18 protein-coding genes are annotated in these 16632 nt (G+C 38.9%); 10 read left to right on the top strand and 8 right to left on the bottom strand.

Translation table 11 applies throughout. The features are described from left to right. Positions 1–37 precede the first annotated feature (37 nt). Together A33Q_RS13090 and A33Q_RS13085 are read right to left on the bottom strand one after the other, a co-directional pair. Positions 38–379, bottom strand: coding sequence for a T9SS type A sorting domain-containing protein (locus A33Q_RS13090; protein ID WP_152527411.1), 342 nt, complete (start codon positions 377–379; stop codon positions 38–40). Continuing rightward, positions 339–953 (bottom strand): hypothetical protein, encoded by a 615-nt coding sequence (locus A33Q_RS13085; protein WP_016255236.1) that lies wholly within the window; start codon positions 951–953, stop codon positions 339–341. Before A33Q_RS13085 ends, A33Q_RS13090 begins: the two co-directional genes overlap by 41 nt. Positions 954–1230: 277 nt before the next feature. Between A33Q_RS13085 and A33Q_RS13080 the strand changes: the two genes are divergently transcribed. From A33Q_RS13080 to A33Q_RS13050, 7 genes are all read left to right on the top strand, one after another. Then, a complete protein-coding gene (locus A33Q_RS13080; protein WP_009033301.1) occupies positions 1231–2658 on the top strand; it encodes a circularly permuted type 2 ATP-grasp protein in 1428 nt (475 codons plus the stop codon). A 395-nt stretch (positions 2659–3053) separates the two neighbouring features. Beyond that, positions 3054–4031, top strand: a complete 978-nt coding sequence (locus A33Q_RS13075; protein ID WP_009033300.1) for an alpha-E domain-containing protein — start codon at positions 3054–3056, stop codon at positions 4029–4031. Continuing rightward, complete coding sequence (locus A33Q_RS13070) at positions 4028–4774, top strand: peptidase (RefSeq protein ID WP_009033299.1); 747 nt, start codon at positions 4028–4030, stop codon at positions 4772–4774. The genes A33Q_RS13075 and A33Q_RS13070 overlap by 4 nt, the downstream gene beginning before the upstream one ends. Further along, positions 4771–5607 (top strand): transglutaminase family protein, encoded by an 837-nt coding sequence (locus A33Q_RS13065; RefSeq protein ID WP_009033298.1) that lies wholly within the window; start codon positions 4771–4773, stop codon positions 5605–5607. The genes A33Q_RS13070 and A33Q_RS13065 overlap by 4 nt, the downstream gene beginning before the upstream one ends. 253 nt (positions 5608–5860) lie before the next feature. Then, the gene (locus A33Q_RS13060; RefSeq protein ID WP_009033297.1) at positions 5861–7114 is read left to right on the top strand and encodes a metallophosphoesterase; all 1254 of its coding nucleotides are present in this window, start codon (positions 5861–5863) and stop codon (positions 7112–7114) included. A gap of 264 nt (positions 7115–7378) precedes the next feature. Then, positions 7379–7771 carry a DUF4174 domain-containing protein gene (locus tag A33Q_RS13055; RefSeq protein ID WP_235062802.1) on the top strand — a complete coding sequence of 131 codons (393 nt, stop codon included), beginning with the start codon at positions 7379–7381 and terminating at the stop codon, positions 7769–7771. A gap of 127 nt (positions 7772–7898) precedes the next feature. Beyond that, complete coding sequence (locus A33Q_RS13050) at positions 7899–8135, top strand: hypothetical protein (protein ID WP_040490489.1); 237 nt, start codon at positions 7899–7901, stop codon at positions 8133–8135. A gap of 17 nt (positions 8136–8152) precedes the next feature. On the opposite strand, the gene A33Q_RS13045 is transcribed toward A33Q_RS13050, so the two are convergent. The 3 genes from A33Q_RS13045 to A33Q_RS13035 all read right to left on the bottom strand — a co-directional run bounded on the left by A33Q_RS13045 (position 8153) and on the right by A33Q_RS13035 (position 10892). After that, positions 8153–9040 carry an HAEPLYID family protein gene (locus A33Q_RS13045; RefSeq protein ID WP_009033295.1) on the bottom strand — a complete coding sequence of 296 codons (888 nt, stop codon included), beginning with the start codon at positions 9038–9040 and terminating at the stop codon, positions 8153–8155. Positions 9041–9150: 110 nt separating this feature from the next. After that, positions 9151–10416 carry a hypothetical protein gene (locus tag A33Q_RS13040; protein ID WP_009033294.1) on the bottom strand — a complete coding sequence of 422 codons (1266 nt, stop codon included), beginning with the start codon at positions 10414–10416 and terminating at the stop codon, positions 9151–9153. Between the two features lie 98 nt (positions 10417–10514). Next, positions 10515–10892, bottom strand: coding sequence for a hypothetical protein (locus A33Q_RS13035; RefSeq protein ID WP_009033293.1), 378 nt, complete (start codon positions 10890–10892; stop codon positions 10515–10517). A gap of 239 nt (positions 10893–11131) precedes the next feature. On the opposite strand from A33Q_RS13035, the gene A33Q_RS13030 reads away from it, so the two are divergent. After that, the gene (locus A33Q_RS13030; RefSeq protein ID WP_009033292.1) at positions 11132–11527 is read left to right on the top strand and encodes a DUF983 domain-containing protein; all 396 of its coding nucleotides are present in this window, start codon (positions 11132–11134) and stop codon (positions 11525–11527) included. Positions 11528–11532: 5 nt separating this feature from the next. On the opposite strand, the gene A33Q_RS13025 is transcribed toward A33Q_RS13030, so the two are convergent. Then, positions 11533–12138: a hypothetical protein gene (locus A33Q_RS13025; protein ID WP_009033291.1), complete on the bottom strand. Its 606-nt coding sequence runs from the start codon at positions 12136–12138 to the stop codon at positions 11533–11535. 178 nt (positions 12139–12316) lie between these two features. Further along, positions 12317–13723, bottom strand: a complete 1407-nt coding sequence (locus A33Q_RS13020; RefSeq protein WP_009033290.1) for an alkaline phosphatase — start codon at positions 13721–13723, stop codon at positions 12317–12319. A 361-nt stretch (positions 13724–14084) separates the two neighbouring features. On the opposite strand from A33Q_RS13020, the gene A33Q_RS13015 reads away from it, so the two are divergent. After that, positions 14085–14453, top strand: a complete 369-nt coding sequence (locus A33Q_RS13015; protein WP_009033289.1) for a DUF2237 family protein — start codon at positions 14085–14087, stop codon at positions 14451–14453. A gap of 406 nt (positions 14454–14859) precedes the next feature. Continuing rightward, on the top strand, positions 14860–15393 hold the full coding sequence (locus A33Q_RS13010) for a hypothetical protein (RefSeq protein ID WP_009033288.1): 534 nt from the start codon (positions 14860–14862) through the stop codon (positions 15391–15393). On the opposite strand, the gene A33Q_RS13005 is transcribed toward A33Q_RS13010, so the two are convergent. Next, the gene (locus A33Q_RS13005) at positions 15390–16631 is read right to left on the bottom strand and encodes a glutamate-5-semialdehyde dehydrogenase (RefSeq protein WP_009033287.1); all 1242 of its coding nucleotides are present in this window, start codon (positions 16629–16631) and stop codon (positions 15390–15392) included. The two genes, A33Q_RS13010 and A33Q_RS13005, sit on opposite strands and share 4 nt — an antisense overlap. Between the last annotated feature and the right edge of the window lies 1 nt (position 16632).

The following is a 16632-nucleotide window of genomic DNA, read 5'->3' as shown; positions in this document are numbered from 1 at the left end:
GCTTACAGACATAAAGATTGGAACTAATAAGATCGACTTATTCATTTTTTACCCATCTAGTTTTATAAACAGTATCCCCTTCGATAGTAATGATAATCCAATAATTACCCTTTGGGATATTTTCAATATTGACTTTTTCTTCACTTGAAATTGAAGTGATTAATTTCTTATATTCAGTATCCAATGAAATGAAATTAATATCCATTTTCCCTTTGTATTCAGTTTTAACATTGAACTCCGAAATACTTGGATTTGGATAAACCATGAAATTCCCATAATTATAATACGTAACATTTCGTATAGCCAAGGTATCATTTACGCTGTTTCTGGCAAATATTTTAAAAGATACATAACTCCCTTGTTGCATTGAAAAATGCATTTGTTTGGTTTTGTGGCAGGATTAAATTGGGTGGCAGTTTCCCAACATAAGCATAAAATTTGTCAGGCTCAATTTTAACTGCATTATTTAACTCATACCAAGTGGCTTCAAATTCATGACCGATTACAGGGCTTTCTGACCCATATTTAGAAATAAATTTCAGGCCAAAAGAGCTAGTTGATTTATCTCTTACAAGTGAATGTTTACCAATAGAAGTCCCGAAGTTTTGACTTACCACGTCCACATTCGTTAGGCTTTGATTACAGATTTGAACATATTTTGAGGAATTTTGAAAATAGTTTTCAGATGGACCGCCAGTCGATAATCGAAAAGGAGTAGTAACTGTTACATTTCCTGGAACCGCGGAATTCCACGCTGGGAATGAATTATTCAACCCACTTTCCCAATATGCAGCGGCAAAGCCGTGACAGTTAAAATCTCCACAGTTACTTGATAGCCGTTTAGTGCCAAAAGTTGTTCCGATTTTCCAAAAACCGTCATTTCCGCAAGATTGGCCGTAGATCGGAGATAAACAGTGGAAAAGTAAAAGGGAAATAACTAAATTTTTACTCATATTTTTAATTTTAATATTTAAATAAACTTAAATAAACATTTTCTAAATAACATTCTAAAGTTGAAAAATTTTTATCTTAAAACTCTTGAAACTACGAAAAATTAAAACTCCAATGCCCATAAAATAAAAGGGAGTATATCAAGTATTAAGGAAGATTTTAATTTGATATAAAAATAAATATAGTTTTGTTTGGGATTTTTTAAAGCGATGCTTTCTGATTGTCCATCAAAATCAGTATCTTAAGAGGAAACCTTAAAACAAGCATAATTTTTAATCTATGAATACAGAAAATTACCATGTCGGTGAGAATTTTGATGAAATGTTCACCGAGGAGGGTCATTGTCGAGCCCATTATTCTGAATTTCTTCAACAAATCAAAAAAAAAAGTTCTAAAAAGATGTCCCAGTTACAGTTTTCTGCAAATAAGACGCAGGTAGCTATGGGGATGACTTTTAATGTGTATCATGACAATCAGGGTACAGAGAAAATTCTTCATTTGGACATTGTACCCCGTATTATTCCACACGAAGAGTGGAAGCACTTGGAGGCGGGATTGAAACAAAGAATTAAGGCTTTGAATCTTTTTCTGGATGATATTTATAATGAAAGGAAAATCCTCAAAGACAAAGTCGTTCCAGAAGAGCTTATTTTAAAAAGTCAGGATTATTTAGAGCCTTGTATTGGCCTTAAGCCGCCTAAAGGAATCTGGTGCCATATCACAGGAACTGATTTGGTGAGAGACAAAAGTGGGGAATATTACATTCTTGAAGACAACCTGAGGTGTCCTTCAGGTGTATCCTATATGCTGGAAAGTAGGGAGATCATCAAGAGAGCCTACCCCGAATTGATCAATAAACTGGGTGTAATGCCTGTATCTGATTATCCTGTCAAGCTGCTTAAAATGTTGCAGTTCCTGTCAGATAAAGAAAATCCGGTGATAGGTGTACTTACTCCAGGAATTTACAATTCAGCCTATTTTGAACATTCTTACCTTGCTCTTCAGATGGGGGTAGAGCTGGTTTCCGGTATTGACCTGATTGTCAAGGACAAAAATGTCTACATGCAGACGACCAAAGGTTTAGAGCAAATCGATGTGTTGTATAGGAGGATCGATGACACCTTTATGGATCCCGAAGTTTTCAATCCAGAATCCATGTTGGGTATTCCAGGCCTTTTTGAAGCATATAAAGCAGGGAATATTGCCATTGCCAATGCACCTGGAACAGGTGTAGCCGATGACAAGGCTGTATATGCTTATGTTCCCAGAATCATTGAATATTACTTGAATGAAAAACCGATTCTGAACAATGTCCCGACATACCTTTGCAGGGAAGAAAAGGACAGAGAATATGTCCTTGAGAATATCGAAGAATTAGTCATCAAGGAGACGAATGCGGCAGGCGGATATGGAATGATGATAGGGCCTAAAGCCACAGTGGAGGAACATGCCAAATTCCGGAATCTGATTAAGAATAATCCTAATAATTACATTGCGCAACCAACACTTTCACTTTCAACTGTTCCTACGCTGACAGATGAGGGCCTGGAGGGGAGGCATGTGGATCTGAGACCATACATTTTATACGGAGATGATATCAATGTCATACCGGGGGCTTTGACCCGTGTAGCTTTGAAAAAGGGGTCTTTGGTGGTGAACAGTTCACAAGGTGGGGGGAGTAAGGATACTTGGGTGCTTTATAAATAAGGGATGGATATTGATAGATATAAATTGAAATATGCTTCGCGAAATATATTGAAATAGGGAATACAGATTGATATTAATGGATACTTGTGGATATTAATTGATATTGGATCCGCCTCCACAGACAAGTTATTGATTGAAATATGGTAGAAATATATTGAAATAAATGGAAATAGGTGTTGCTATAGGATGTTGATGGATACTGGGGAATATGATAGAAATCGGAACTTTAGCGGAGATCCCGAGAATGAAACGATTCGGGATATTGTGGAAATTCAGTAGAAATATAATATCCAAGAATATCAATTTAATATCTACAAATATCTCAGTATGACCTTAAAGGGCAGAATAAGAAAGGAGATAATAAATTTTAATTAAGGAAAAACAATAATATACATATGCTAAGTCGAGTAGCGAATTCGATATATTGGCTGGGAAGGTACCTGGAAAGGGCTGAGAACTATGCCAGATTTATAGATGTAAATTTCAACCTGATGTTGGATTTACCTCCTGACCTGAAAGAACAATGGGAACCTTTGGTGTATGCCACGGGTGATCAGGAATTGTATAAGTCCAAGTACCAAGGTTTCGAAAGAAAAGATGTCATCTATTTTTTGACATTTGATACAGACAACCCAAACTCAATCATTTCTTCAATTTCAATGGCAAGAGAAAATGCCCGGGTGATCAGGGAAAATCTCACAAAGGAAACTTGGGAAAAACTCAACGAGCTTTACCATTTTGTCCAGAAAAGGGCAACCAAAAAATCTTGGCTTAAAGAGGATCCTCATCAGTTTTTTGAATATGTCAAAAATCAGGTTTTGTTGCTGTATGGACTTGGAGAAAGCACGGTAGCCAGAACTGAAGGCTGGTATTTCCGGCAACTGGGTCTTTATCTTGAGAGGGCGGACAAAACCAGCAGGATAGTGGATGTCAAATATCATATTCTCTTACCCTCGCCTTCTATGGTAGGTACGCCTTTGGACTTTCTACATTGGACAGCTTTGCTCAAGTCTGTTACAGCTTTTAATACCTACAGGAGACTTTATGGTAATATCGAACCTGCAAAAGTAGTCAGCTTACTTTTGTTGAATAAATACTTTCCAAGATCTGTCTTTTATTGTCTTTCAGAAGCTGAGATTTGCCTGAATAAAATTTCCGGAAATGGAGATGGAAAGATGAACAGTGCTCAAAGAGCCATAGGAGCTTTGCGTGCAAAATTGGAATTTGATGATGTCAATGAGATCATTTCCGAAGGGCTTCACGAATATCTGGATGACCTTCAATTGAAAATAAATACAATTTCAAACTGTATCAATGACAATTTCTTTCAGATAAAGGATAACTTTATTTCTCAAAACCAAACTCAAGAATGACCTTCTGCTTAGGAATTAAAACCAAACACGGCCTGATCGGCTTGTCAGATACCCGGATTACTTCAGGTACTGAGACTACCACATCCAAAAAAGTATATACCGTCAACAGGGAAAAACACTCCTTTTTTATCATGACCTCGGGACTCAGATCCGTAAGGGATAAGGCCATCACTTATTTTTCAGAAGTAATAGAGGATCAGGATTCTGAATTCGACAAGCTTTATAAGGCTGTCAATGAATTTGGCAATCAAATCAAAAGGGTAGCCAAAGAAGATAAGCAGTACTTGGAAGAAGCAGGACTGTCTTTTAACCTTTTTTCTATCATTGGAGGGCAATTGGAAAATGACAAAACCCCTAAGCTGTACTTGCTATACCCACAAGGGAATTGGATAGAAATCAGGAGGGGAACCCCATTTGTAATTATAGGAAATTCAGGCTCGGGAAGTCCGGTACTCAGGCGTTCTTTGAGCTATGATGAATCACTTGATTATGCGCTGAAGTGTGCATTTTTAGCATTTGATGCTACTAGGATTTCGGCCAATGATGTGGATTATCCCATTGATACTATAGTATTGAAAAATGACGCCTATCATATAGTAGAGCGAAGATTTGACCAGAAGGAATTGGAGCATATTTCTGTTTTCTGGAATGAAAGGCTTAAAGAAGCCGTAAAAGAATTGCCTGCTGAGATATTACAAAAAGCTTTTTCAGATGAGCAAATGCCGGAAGGTGTACAAATATGAAGTTGTCAGTGTCACACTTGACCCGCTATACTTACGAAGAAAAAGTCCCGCTCAATCCGCATCATCTGTTTTTAATTCCTCAGCAGCGGACTTATTTTCGGATTTTGGATGCAGAATGGATCGTCCGGCCCGAACCCAGTGGGAAAAGTCAAAGAATCAATGCGGAGGGGAATCCTTTTTTTCAGGTTTGGTTTCAAAACGAATCCGATATCCTGGAAGTTGACCTCCGTTTTCAATTGGAGACTTTTGACTTTAATCCTTATGGGTTTATCATTTCCCCACATGAATACCCTTTTGATAAATTTGAATACAAAGGCAGTACAGCTGAATTTTTGAAAATTTACCAAAAGACTGATGGTTTTCCTGAGTTGAGGAATTATGCCAAGAAGCTGATGTCCGAGAATATGGATATCGTTTCATTTTTGGTAGCACTGTTGACAGTTATTCACCAAGATTGGTCACATGATCTGAGGTACGAACCGGGATTGCTTGAACCCATGGATACTTTTAGCAGCAGGGCAGGGTCTTGTAGGGATTTATCCTGGATGTTGATGCAGATGTTGAGGGGTATTGGCTTGGCGACGAGGTTTGTAAGTGGCTATGCTTTCAATCCTGAATTGGAAGAAGGTCATGAGCTGCACGGTTGGGTAGAAGTTTACTTGCCCGGGGCCGGATGGATTGGTATTGACCCCAGTCTGGGACTTTTTGCAGATCACAATTACATTCCATTGGCCAGCAGTTTTCATCCTACCAATACTTTACCCATTGCAGGTACGTATGGGGGTACGGCTAAGTCTGAGTTTTTTACGGAGGTGAGGATTCAGGAAGTTTAAATTTTATTTGTAAAAATTGAAAGTTACCGGCAAAAGAAGTAAGACGTTGAATCTTTTTGATATTGATGGATACTAAATTGATATTGGGATATTAAAAGCCCAACTCAAAAGCTCTAAGTTGAATTTCTAATCTTATTTAAAGTGTTTAATCGGAAGGTTAGATAATCAATTCACTTTGGTTTTAAATATAAATGCTATTCCAGAACCAAAAGTCAGGAATTACTGTATATGACAAGGTGATTACTCAAAGCTTATGAACAACCTCGGAAGTCTTATTTTTCTTGCATCTGTATTATTGTTTACCACTTTCCTGAATTGGTATGTGTTTCAGGCAGTCAAAACCCTGACCTCAAACCTAGATAGTGACAAAATCCGCAACAGTATCAATGTGGGTTATTGGTTGATTTTCAGTGGGATTTCTCTTTGGGTAATACTTACTTTTATCGGCATATTTTCAGCAGGAGAGATCAGCGCTACCAGACAGACCGCCTTGAATGTGTTTCTTACTGTTTTGGTGACCCAATTGGTAATTGTACTGATTTTGTTCGGAGAGGATATATTCAGAAATCTTCAGGCAGGATTCAGTTTGGTAGCCAATGGATCCAAAGATTTTACCTTCCCAACAAGAAATGCCTATGTGAGTACCTTGGCAATAGCAATTGCAGCTTTTCCTTTCTTCAGTTTTATATATGGAACCACCTATGGTAAATACAACTTCAAAGTGCACAAAGAAGTGATTTATTTCGAAAATCTACCTGATGCATTTGATGGATTTACCATTACCCAATTGTCGGACATACATTCGGGGAGTTTGAGGGACAAGGAAGGTGTACGAAAGGGAGTGGATCTTGCTGTAAGGCAGAACTCCGACTTGGTGGTGTTCACCGGAGACCTTGTCAATCATAAAGCAGAGGAAATAGATCCATTTTTGGAGCAATTTGCCGAGATAAAAGGTAAGTATGGTCAATTCTCTATTCTTGGCAATCACGACTACGGAGACTATATCAGTTGGCCCAGCAAAAGTGATAAAGAGCAAAATCTTGAAAACCTGAAAGCCAAGCATGCTGAAATGGGTTTTCGCTTGCTTTTGGATGAGCATGTCAGGATAGAAAAGGACGGACAGGAAATCACACTGATAGGAGTAGAAAATTGGGGTGTTGGCTTTGTCAAAAAAGGGGATTTGTCCAAAGCAATGGAAGGTACGCCTGAAGACGGGTTTAAGGTGTTGCTCTCCCATGACCCTTCCCATTGGGATGAAGAAGTGAAGAAGAATCAGAATCCTGTTCACCTCACGCTTTCTGGTCATACACATGGGATGCAATTTGGGATTGAAACCCCATTGGTCCGATGGAGTCCGGTGCAGTACCGCTATCCTAATTGGGCCGGCTTGGCAGAGGAAAAAGGCAGATTTTTATATGTGAACAGGGGTTTTGGTTTTCATGCATTTTCGGGAAGGGTAGGAATCTGGCCTGAGATTACAGTGATCGAATTGAGAAAAGCGAATTGATGAATGGGTTTATTGTGTAAAGTTTAATTGATCAACCGAAATCAGAATGTTAAAGGTTAATTTGTTAAAAGTTAAAGGTGGGACTTCCGGGAGTTTAGAAGGTCCCCCTTGCACTGATATCTTACATATTCAGTGTTAACTTACAAAACAACGTCTCTAACTTGGAAAAGCCTCGTCAATCGTCCTTCGTAAATCCTTTGGCGTTTCATCAAACTTACTTGGGTCTTATTTGGTTTACATGCTATGAATCCGATGTTTTTATTCTTGCTCTTCATAATATTACAAGTCCAGGATAAGCCAAAAACCCTTGAAGATTTAAGGTGGAAAAATAGGGTAGTGCTTTATTTTCCTCATGATACTAGCTCATGGACTTTTCCTGATGACAGCATTAGCAATGAAATAGAAGAGCGAAAAATCAAGTACTTCGTAATTTCTGATACTGCTTTTTCTAATTCTGAAATGGAATTTTCCCAAGCTTATCTCGACAAATTGAAAATCAGGTACAAAATGGGTTCAAAGCTGGATTCCTGGGTTTTGATAGGATTGGACGGTGGGGCAAAAGTAAGAAAAGAAGAAAAGATTGATTGGGAATACATTTTTAAAACGATAGACGCCATGCCAATGAGGCAATCAGAAATCAGAAGAGGGGGAGGTTGAGTTTTATTTTGTTTTATTTTTATAAAACATTAAATTTTTTCCTTAAACTAGAAAAAAAAATACCCAGTAAAGGGTATTTTTTTCTACTATGAGACTAGGTATTTTTGATAGAATTAAAATAAAAGGAATGAAGTTCTATTACCTCTCTACAAAAGCAAATTCTGCCTCTCAGTTTGAAATCCATCATAGGGATTGCCCACATTTACCCAACTCTGAGCAAAGAGAGTATCTAGGTGCTTTTAATAGTGGGAAAGAAGCACTTCAAATGGCTATCCATGCCAATCCCAATGCTTCTCTATGTCCTCATTGCTGCCCTAAGGAACTACATATTCGAAGTACTCGATCCAAGAAACAGAATAGGTGAGTTTTTAAGAAATATCATCAGTGAAAGGTCCTAAAGCCTGGCTCGTAGATAATTCTCACAAATGAGCTGAGATTTTCACCCGGTTTTCTCAAAGGAATCCCGGTTACAATTCCCACCATGAGATTTTCAGCTAGGCCGACCCGCATTTGAGGGCGCATGACTGCTTCAAGTTTACCTTCATGAATTTCCTTATTGAATTCTACCCCTATAAAGTTCCTGGTACCTGTGATCATGTAATGGAAGTTGGTGTGAATTTCGTAGGCGAACTCCCTTTTCATATCAAATTCCTTGACAATCCTAGGACCAGTGTAAACAAGTGTGTGGTAATTTAAGCCCCATCGCTTGGCGGCGATAAAAAATGGATTGTAAATATTCCCTTGGAAAATATCGGTTCTTCCAAGTTGATTGAGATCCACAAATTCAAATTCATGGATATAGCCCAAGGCCAAAGTAGTTTTGGCTTTCTCTGACACGAAAAAGGACCATTGTGTAGCTAATTTTAAAGACTCGATTCTATTTGCAGGCCTTGTAATATCTGTTGCTGATTCTTCACCGGCTGTAAAGATGGTTACGGGCACTTCTATTTCAAAACCTAAGCGATCAATGGGGGCCCACTCATACTCTACCAAAGCTTCATACTTATTGAAGTCCCTCTTGTTGAACATTCCAAGCCCAACGTTCCATTCTTTTTCTCCCTTTCTTGCTCCCAAATCCCTTATCAAGTCAATGTATAAAGGCTCGGCATGTAATACTTTAGGCTTAAGCTTTCCATCTTTTGGTTCCTCTACTTCAGAAATGAAAAGGCTATCAAGCTGTAGCCTTTCCATTCTCAAGCTATCCGAATCCTGAGCATTCAATTTCGAAAATGCTAAAAAGACAAGCATTGCAATCAGAAACTTCTTCATTTTTATTTTTTTAAATAATCGCGCAAAATTGATAAATTCTAGGCTAAATAAAATACTGATTACAATCAATTTTTTATGCCTGCCTCTTTTTTCAGAGGGGCTGATTTTATCTAGAAAATCAGCCCAATCCCTAGTTCCAATCTATTGGCTTCAGGGATAATGCTTTCTGAAAGATTCTCCCTGAATTGATAATTGGCCTTAAAAACCAAATTTCTTTTTGGACGCAGATTGGCACCTATACTGATAATCTCCAGGTTTTGACGGTCGAAGACTCTATTCTCAAAACTACTTGCTACAGCGGCATGTGTATCCAACCTTTCGTACCGGATCCATAGTGGTAACTTCCAGTCTTTTATAGTGTCAAAAGCTGACCAAAGGTCCCAACGGAATTCTCCGTAATATCCGAAAGTCTCTTCGCCAATTACTTGGTTATCAAACTGAAATATCCTGTCCGTCTGCGAAGTAGATCCTTTCATTGCCAATCCGAAAACAGAGAAATCTCCCCATTCATACCCTGCAAACAGGGAGTAAAGCGAAACATTTGGAGAAAAGGTTTCACCTGTAGGAGTTTCATTTCCGCGGCTGGCATTACCAAAGTATCCGGATAAGCCAAGTTTGACTGCATCATTTCCTACGTATTCAAGTTTACCATTTCCTGCCCAAGCCTTCGGTATTTCCAATCCATGAAACCTACCCCTTCTTATCCAAGTGCCTTCTACCATGCTTGTCGCATCAAGCCCTTTGGTAAGGCCAAGGTTGTACTCGAATTGATTGTCAAGGAAATTACCATAGAACATCACACCGGTTTCCAGCCACTGTGTGGGAAGGATAATTCTTTCCACTTCAGGCCTATTTACAGAATAGAAGGCAATGGGTTCCTCATTGATATTGGTGTAACCTACAGGAACAGGATAATTACCTACCCTTACATTGAAACTTGGGTGAAAGAGATAATCGAACATCCATTCGAAATTAAGTTCAGTCCCCACTTCCCTAAAGCCATCATGTAGCAATTCGGCTTGGATTTCAGAGTTGAAAATGAACTTATCAGTTATCTTATAACCGAAATAGAACCCAAGTCTATAAAGATTGGTATAGTACAATTCTATGTCATCTCCCCGGTTTTTTTCTCCCAAGTATGTAACTGAATTGATTTCCGTAAAACCACTGATAGAATACCTTCTATCTGCTGAATAAATTTTTGATGCAGCATTGGCTAAGCCTGGCTGTTTGATGTATTTCAATTCTTCTATCAGCCCTTTTTGATCAAGGCTGTCATTTTTTATTTCTGTTTCCTCAGACTGGATTTTATCTTGGGCATTTACGATAAATGGTCCCCAAAAGAAAACCAGCCCCAAGAGGATTGTATTTTTCATTGGTTTTGGATTTTTGATATAAATAATTTTATCCCTCTCAGTTGAGGAATATGAAGTATAGAATTCCGTTAAAACCGAATTCTGATTATAGATAAAAATTAAACCAACCGGGGAGGGGGGGAGTCTTTCTCAGTGGGGATAGATTCAAAAACCTCAAAGTAGTAATCTCCTTTAATGCTTTTAATATCACCGTAAACCCGGTCAAGCAGATTGCCGGATTTCTCTAAATGAAGTTTAATATCTGAGAATTTTTTCTTTTCATGCGGGATTTCTGTGTCAGGAATTGTTTCGTCATCCATTTCAAATACATATTCCAGGACTAGCTCTGCCAAGGAATCTATTGGGTCATGATGTTCTAAAAGTGGAGAGTCAATTACAGAGGCATGGTAAAAGTTTGCAGACAGGTTGATAAAGTTTACCAATAGCAGGTAAACTATGAATTTACAAAGAATATTTTCTTTCAACCTTTGAAGCATATTACAAAAATAGCAAAAATCATGCGGTCAAGCCAACTTATCTATTATTCTAATGGTTTTTTAATTGTGACACTTGTCACGCTAATCTATGATCTATTCAGTAATTTAGTGGTTTGAAAACTATGATATGGGATTAGAGTCCAATAAGGTGGACGCAAATTAAAAATGCTTATGTTCGCGTATCTTATCTTCCAGAGATCTTTGGACTTGATGCTGGCCGGTAATGTAAAATTTAGAAAATGAGAAACAGAAGTTTAAGTATGGCAATGCTTCAGGCGAAGTGCCCCAGATGCCGAGAAGGTGATTTATTTCCTACATCGGTATTCAGCTACCGCAAATTGTCAGATATTCATGGCAAATGTCCTATTTGCGATGCCACCATTACTCCGGAACCTGATTTCTTTTATGGAGCGATGTATATCAGTTATGCATTTTCAGTTGCTCTTGTTGTAAATGTTTTTATCATATTATCGTATTTTTTTGATGACCCGGAGGTTATGGTTTATGTGTGGACAGTCTTAGTAGCCAATATCCTCCTTGTTCCCCTGATGCTCAGGTATTCCAAGGTTCTATACTTGTATGGACTGGGCAAGCTAAAATATGATCCGGATGCGGCTGATAAAGCTTTAAACTGATCTTTTTACTTGGATAAGACCGGTGAAGTTGATGCTTTTCTGATTTGGTCACCTGATCTCAGAAAGATGATTAAAGTAGTTTCAAGACTTTCTGATTTTTCCGGGATATAGTCCAACTTGAGGCTGAAGAATTTCTGCATAGCTGAAAAATCTCTAAAACGGCTCAACTGAGAACCATCTGGTAAAAGAAACAGGTAGGAAATATCTGTTCCTGCTGGAAAATCATCATAATTCTCCCTAAGGATAATGCTGATATTGGAAATGTTTTCTACGTTGAATTTAGGTTCACAATCCAAGGCAAAACTAAATCCAGGGAAATAAATCAGGGCAGATTGAATGGCTTCAAATTCAAGTTCAAAATTGTATCTGAAGGCCTCTATATTGACAGTATCCTCTTCCATTGCAAAGCGCCCATTCGTGAACGGGTTAAAAAAGACTTGTTTGATATCTTGAATTTTGGAACGCTGGATATTGCCACAAAGTGGATCATCAAATTCAGGATTAGTATAACAAGCGACCAACACCAAGATTGAAAGCTGACATAAAAAAACAGAAACAGCCAGGCTACATCTAATAATTATCGTCTTTTTGATACACAGCATCTTCAACATTTTACTTTATCCTCGTATTGTCAAAATTCATCGCCCGGCTCTACAAGTTAGCAAAAGCTTGATTTTATTAAAAAATTTTCTGTTGAAGTGGATTGTTTTGAACCAAAAGGCAATTAAAGATAAAGTAGGTCAAGGGTTAAAACTGATTTAAACCTTGACCTACCATTAGAAAAAAGTTTTAAGCAAAACGTTTCCTTTCTACTCCAGCTGCTTCCAGCATAAAATTATGTAATTCATAGTTTTTGACCATGCCTGATAAATTTTCACTCCCCGGACCATACATGGCCAATTCTACATAATCCCCCGAATGGTTGGTGTGTGCCCAGCTTATTGCATTATGATTTGATAAGATTTTTGCATACAGGGCAAAGGGAAGGTTCCCCGGATTATAAAGCCCATCGGAGCCGAGCTGAAAGCCTGACAGCAATTGTTCAACCTCTTCATTTTTCAGAGTTACCTTTTGATAATGGTCTATCATATCTATGATCTGAGAAGGGGATGAATCCGGCTTGATTTGATTGAGAATCCATTGATTAGATGCCTTTGTTTCATAGTTGGACTCGAATTTCACATTCTTAGGTCCAGGATTGAACAAGCCTGGGTTTGAGTTTCCGTGATCTGTAGTGATGATTACAAGTGTGTTTTTGTCTTTCATGGCGAAATCCATGGCCACACCAACAGCCTCATCAAAATCAACCTGATCATACAATAAGGCTGCGGCATCATTACCATGTGCTGCCCAATCTACCTTACCGCCCTCTACTTGCATGACAAAACCATTTTCGTTTTGATTCAAAGCTGCTATAGCTTTTTTGGTCATTTCTGCCAAGCTAGGAACTGTCTTTTTTAGTTCTTCATTGTTTTCCCGGTCCACAGCATAGGGAAGACCATCTTCTGAAAAGAGACCCAAAATAGGTTTGTCAAGGCCGGCACTCAGCATTTCCTCTTTTGTTTTTACCACTTGGACTCCATTTTTATTAAAGTCTCCAAAGAGATTTTTGCCATCTACTCTTTTTTCCGGATCGAAAAATTCTCTACCACCGCCCATCATGACATCAAAATTCAACTTCAAGTAATCCTCAGCGATTGCAGGCATAGCACTTCTGCTATTTTGATTGACACAAAATGAAGCAGGAGTGGCATGAGTGATTTGTACAGAGGTAACACATCCTACTGCTTTTCCTTCGCTTTTGAATTTTTGTAAAATAGGCTCGTGTTCTTCCCCATTAGGACCAATGTTGAGTGCACCATTATTTACCCTATGCCCACCTCCCCAAGCTGAACCGGCCGCTGCGGAGTCTGTAACAAACGAATTCGCGGAGGCAGTATCCATCAAAGAACGTCTGACAGTATTGGATTCGTAAAGTGAGATCCATTTGGATGCTTTTCCCATTTTGTGCCGCATCAGGATGTCAGCCATATTGAGTGTTCCAGTACTCATTCCATCTGAAACCAAAAAAATGATATTTTTGGCTTTTTCTCCCCTATACATGGAAGGTTTGGCGAGGACCGGCCTAGATCCCATTACGCCTAACCCTAATGTGGTCAACAGTCCGTTTTTAAAGAAATCTCTTCTTTTCATCATATTACATTTTATTTTCTATACTTTTCCCTCATACAGGTATTTCTACTCCCTAAAATTTATGCATGAGATGAAATTTATATTTAAGCCTAAAAGGTATGCTGAAATCTTATATTTTATGTAAAATAAACTTTAGGGAATTGTTAACAAGTGCTTAAGTCTACCAAAGGTTGTATAATAGGTTGAGCTGTTGAATTGATTAACCGTTGAATTGTTGAACTGATTAATAGATTAACTGTTGAATCGATGAACTGGGAAAAGCGGCGTAATTCGGAATTCGTTATTCGTAAATAAAATTAACCTTCGCTCATTTCCTCATGCGAAATAAATGTATACTTTACATATCAATTAAATTCAGCAGGGTATGGCATTAAATGTTTTTGGTGAACCAATAATGGTTTGTAGTACGGCACCTATGACAGGGTATTACAGGAATGGGTGTTGTGAAACAGGTGAAGATGATCAGGGCACCCATACAGTATGCGCCGAAATGACCGATGAGTTTTTGGAATTCAGCAAAAGCAGGGGGAATGACCTTATTACGCCCAGGCCAGATTGGTATTTTCCAGGATTAAAAGCAGGGGATAAATGGTGTCTATGTGTGAGTAGGTGGATAGAAGCATATCATGCAGGGGTTGCTCCTAAGGTCCTTTTGGAAGCAACTCATGAAAAAACATTGGACTCAGTTCCCTTGGAAAAATTAATACCTTTTGCACTTAAAATCAGAGAGTAAGGGAAAGGATGAAGGATGAAAGGTTGAAGTGTTTAATTGTGGAATTGATGAATTGTTGAACTGATGAGTTGGGGAATGAAAAGGGTAAATGCTAAGAACATTGCAGACTAATTTCCGCCGTGCTTTAGCCGGCGGTCTGGTCCATGGGGAACATCCACCTTCGACTTTAGTCGAAAATTTGTGGAAATCACCGCAATCTGCAGGAGAAAAAAGTGGATAGTGAAGAGTTGAATTGTTTAATTGTAGAATTGATTAACTGTTGAAGAGGAGGTTGTTAAAGGTTAATGTGGACGATTTTAAAAATATTTTTCCAGAGCTTACTGATTATAAAGCGGATATGCAAAAAAATAATAATAATAATATAGTTGGAATCTTTAGTATCTTTAGTAGCAAATAATTCTGCCCTATGAAAAAAATAGTCCTTTTGTGTAGCGTATTGGTTCTTTTGGGAATCAGCTATGAAATTCAAGCTCAGGAAATTTTTAGGAAAAACACGCTTTTTGCTGAGGGTTTAGGTTCTGGAGGGTTGATGTCTCTAAATTTTGACCGTAGATTTAGCGACAATCCTCAAGGTTTCGGCATAAGGGCCGGGTTAGGTTATTTTCAGTGGAGCAGCGATAGGTTTTTGAGCATTCCTCTATTGGCCAACTGGCTTGTTGGTAACAATGGCAAATACTTGGAAGTTGGAGCAGGATTGTCCCTTGCTTATGTAGAGACATTCCAACACAACCCCAATATGGAAGTCAGCTTGGAAGAATTTGAGCCCAGTTCAAGATTTGGCTTAATGCAAGCCCCTTTGCTGAACATAGGGTACAGAAGACAGCCCATCGATGGAGGGTTTAATTTTCGAGTAGGCTTATCTCCATATGTGGGATTGGGTGGAAGGAGTGGGATTAGTGTCATTCCTTGGCCATATATGTCCTTTGGACTTTCTTTTTAATTCCTTATCTGCCCCTTACCTTTGATTATCCATTTGTAAGAGCAAAGTTCAGAAAGGGCCATAGGGCCTCTGGCATGGAGTTTTTGGGTTGAAATGCCTATCTCAGCTCCAAGTCCAAACTGATTGCCATCCGTAAAAGCGGTTGAGGCATTGGCATAGACCGCTGCCGCGTCTACGCGGTTCAGGAATGATTCCAGAATCTCCGGGTCTTCTGCGATGATGGCCTCCGAGTGTTTGGAAGAAAAACGGGAAATGTGCTCAAGAGCCTCATCCAATCCTTTGACAGTTTTGATGGCCATTTTCAAAGAAAGGAACTCAGTGCCAAAATGTGCTTCGGTAGCAGGTTGAACATTTTCTAGACCTTGGAGAATCTCGAAGGATTTTTCATCGGCAAAGATTTCTACTTGCGCCTCAATAAGTTTTTCGATAATGGCTGGGAGGTCATTTAATTTGTCCCGATGAATGATCAAACAGTCCAGTGAATTGCAGACACTAGGTCTTCTTGTTTTGGCATTGAAAATGATGTTTTTTGCTTTTTCCAAATCAGCAGTAGCGTCTACGTAGGTGTGAACAATACCGGCACCTGTTTCAATGACCGGCACTTTGGCATTTTCCCTTACAAAGTCAATCAATCCCTGACTTCCGCGGGGAATGATGATATCCACCCAGCCCACGGCTTCCAACAGGGCTTTGGTAGCATTTCTGTCCGGAGGTAAAAGCTGAAAGGATCCTTTATCGACCCCGTTTTTTTCCAATGCCTTATGGATCAGTTCCATGATAGCGAGATTGGAGTGATGTGCATCTGACCCACCTTTTAGCACAAGGCCATTTCCGGACTTTAATGCAAGGCAGAATACATCGAAAGTGACATTCGGTCTCGCTTCATAGATTATTCCCAGCACTCCTAATGGTACAGTCTGTTTGGTCAAATACAGTCCATTTTCTAAAGTCCTTTCCTCTAATACTTTATGAAGGGGGGAGGGTAGCTCCTGCACCTGTAAGATTTCGGAAATAATTGCCTGAAGCCTTTTTTCAGAAAGTAAAAGCCTGTCATACCTAGGGTCTGACTTATCCATTTTATCCAGGTCTTTTTGATTGGCTTCAAGAATGGTCTGGGTTTCAAATTCAATATTGCTTATCAGGTCACTGAGGATTTTTGCGGTAGTTTCCTCCTTAAGCAATGCCAGTGATGTGGAGCATTTCTTGACTTGTTGAAATAGGGTTTGGAAATCAGGCATG

Origin of the sequence: Indibacter alkaliphilus LW1 (assembly GCF_000295935.2) — a bacterium.
Classification (GTDB): domain Bacteria; phylum Bacteroidota; class Bacteroidia; order Cytophagales; family Cyclobacteriaceae; genus Indibacter; species Indibacter alkaliphilus.
Note: the sequence above shows the minus strand (reverse complement) of the source record. Positions and strands in the feature narration are given on the sequence as shown.

Coding starts and splice junctions, on each gene's coding strand:
- A33Q_RS13025 (WP_009033291.1), bottom strand. CDS start 12,138: ATGTTGAAGATGCTGTGTATCAAAAAGACGATAATTATTAGATGTAGC.
- A33Q_RS13020 (WP_009033290.1), bottom strand. CDS start 13,723: ATGATGAAAAGAAGAGATTTCTTTAAAAACGGACTGTTGACCACATTA.
- A33Q_RS13010 (WP_009033288.1), top strand. CDS start 14,860: ATGAAAAAAATAGTCCTTTTGTGTAGCGTATTGGTTCTTTTGGGAATC.
- A33Q_RS13030 (WP_009033292.1), top strand. CDS start 11,132: ATGAGAAACAGAAGTTTAAGTATGGCAATGCTTCAGGCGAAGTGCCCC.
- A33Q_RS13075 (WP_009033300.1), top strand. CDS start 3,054: ATGCTAAGTCGAGTAGCGAATTCGATATATTGGCTGGGAAGGTACCTG.
- A33Q_RS13085 (WP_016255236.1), bottom strand. CDS start 953: ATGAGTAAAAATTTAGTTATTTCCCTTTTACTTTTCCACTGTTTATCT.
- A33Q_RS13065 (WP_009033298.1), top strand. CDS start 4,771: ATGAAGTTGTCAGTGTCACACTTGACCCGCTATACTTACGAAGAAAAA.
- A33Q_RS13080 (WP_009033301.1), top strand. CDS start 1,231: ATGAATACAGAAAATTACCATGTCGGTGAGAATTTTGATGAAATGTTC.
- A33Q_RS13040 (WP_009033294.1), bottom strand. CDS start 10,416: ATGAAAAATACAATCCTCTTGGGGCTGGTTTTCTTTTGGGGACCATTT.
- A33Q_RS13050 (WP_040490489.1), top strand. CDS start 7,899: ATGAAGTTCTATTACCTCTCTACAAAAGCAAATTCTGCCTCTCAGTTT.
- A33Q_RS13015 (WP_009033289.1), top strand. CDS start 14,085: ATGGCATTAAATGTTTTTGGTGAACCAATAATGGTTTGTAGTACGGCA.
- A33Q_RS13045 (WP_009033295.1), bottom strand. CDS start 9,040: ATGAAGAAGTTTCTGATTGCAATGCTTGTCTTTTTAGCATTTTCGAAA.
- A33Q_RS13005 (WP_009033287.1), bottom strand. CDS start 16,631: ATGCCTGATTTCCAAACCCTATTTCAACAAGTCAAGAAATGCTCCACA.
- A33Q_RS13060 (WP_009033297.1), top strand. CDS start 5,861: ATGAACAACCTCGGAAGTCTTATTTTTCTTGCATCTGTATTATTGTTT.
- A33Q_RS13090 (WP_152527411.1), bottom strand. CDS start 379: ATGCATTTTTCAATGCAACAAGGGAGTTATGTATCTTTTAAAATATTT.
- A33Q_RS13035 (WP_009033293.1), bottom strand. CDS start 10,892: ATGCTTCAAAGGTTGAAAGAAAATATTCTTTGTAAATTCATAGTTTAC.
- A33Q_RS13070 (WP_009033299.1), top strand. CDS start 4,028: ATGACCTTCTGCTTAGGAATTAAAACCAAACACGGCCTGATCGGCTTG.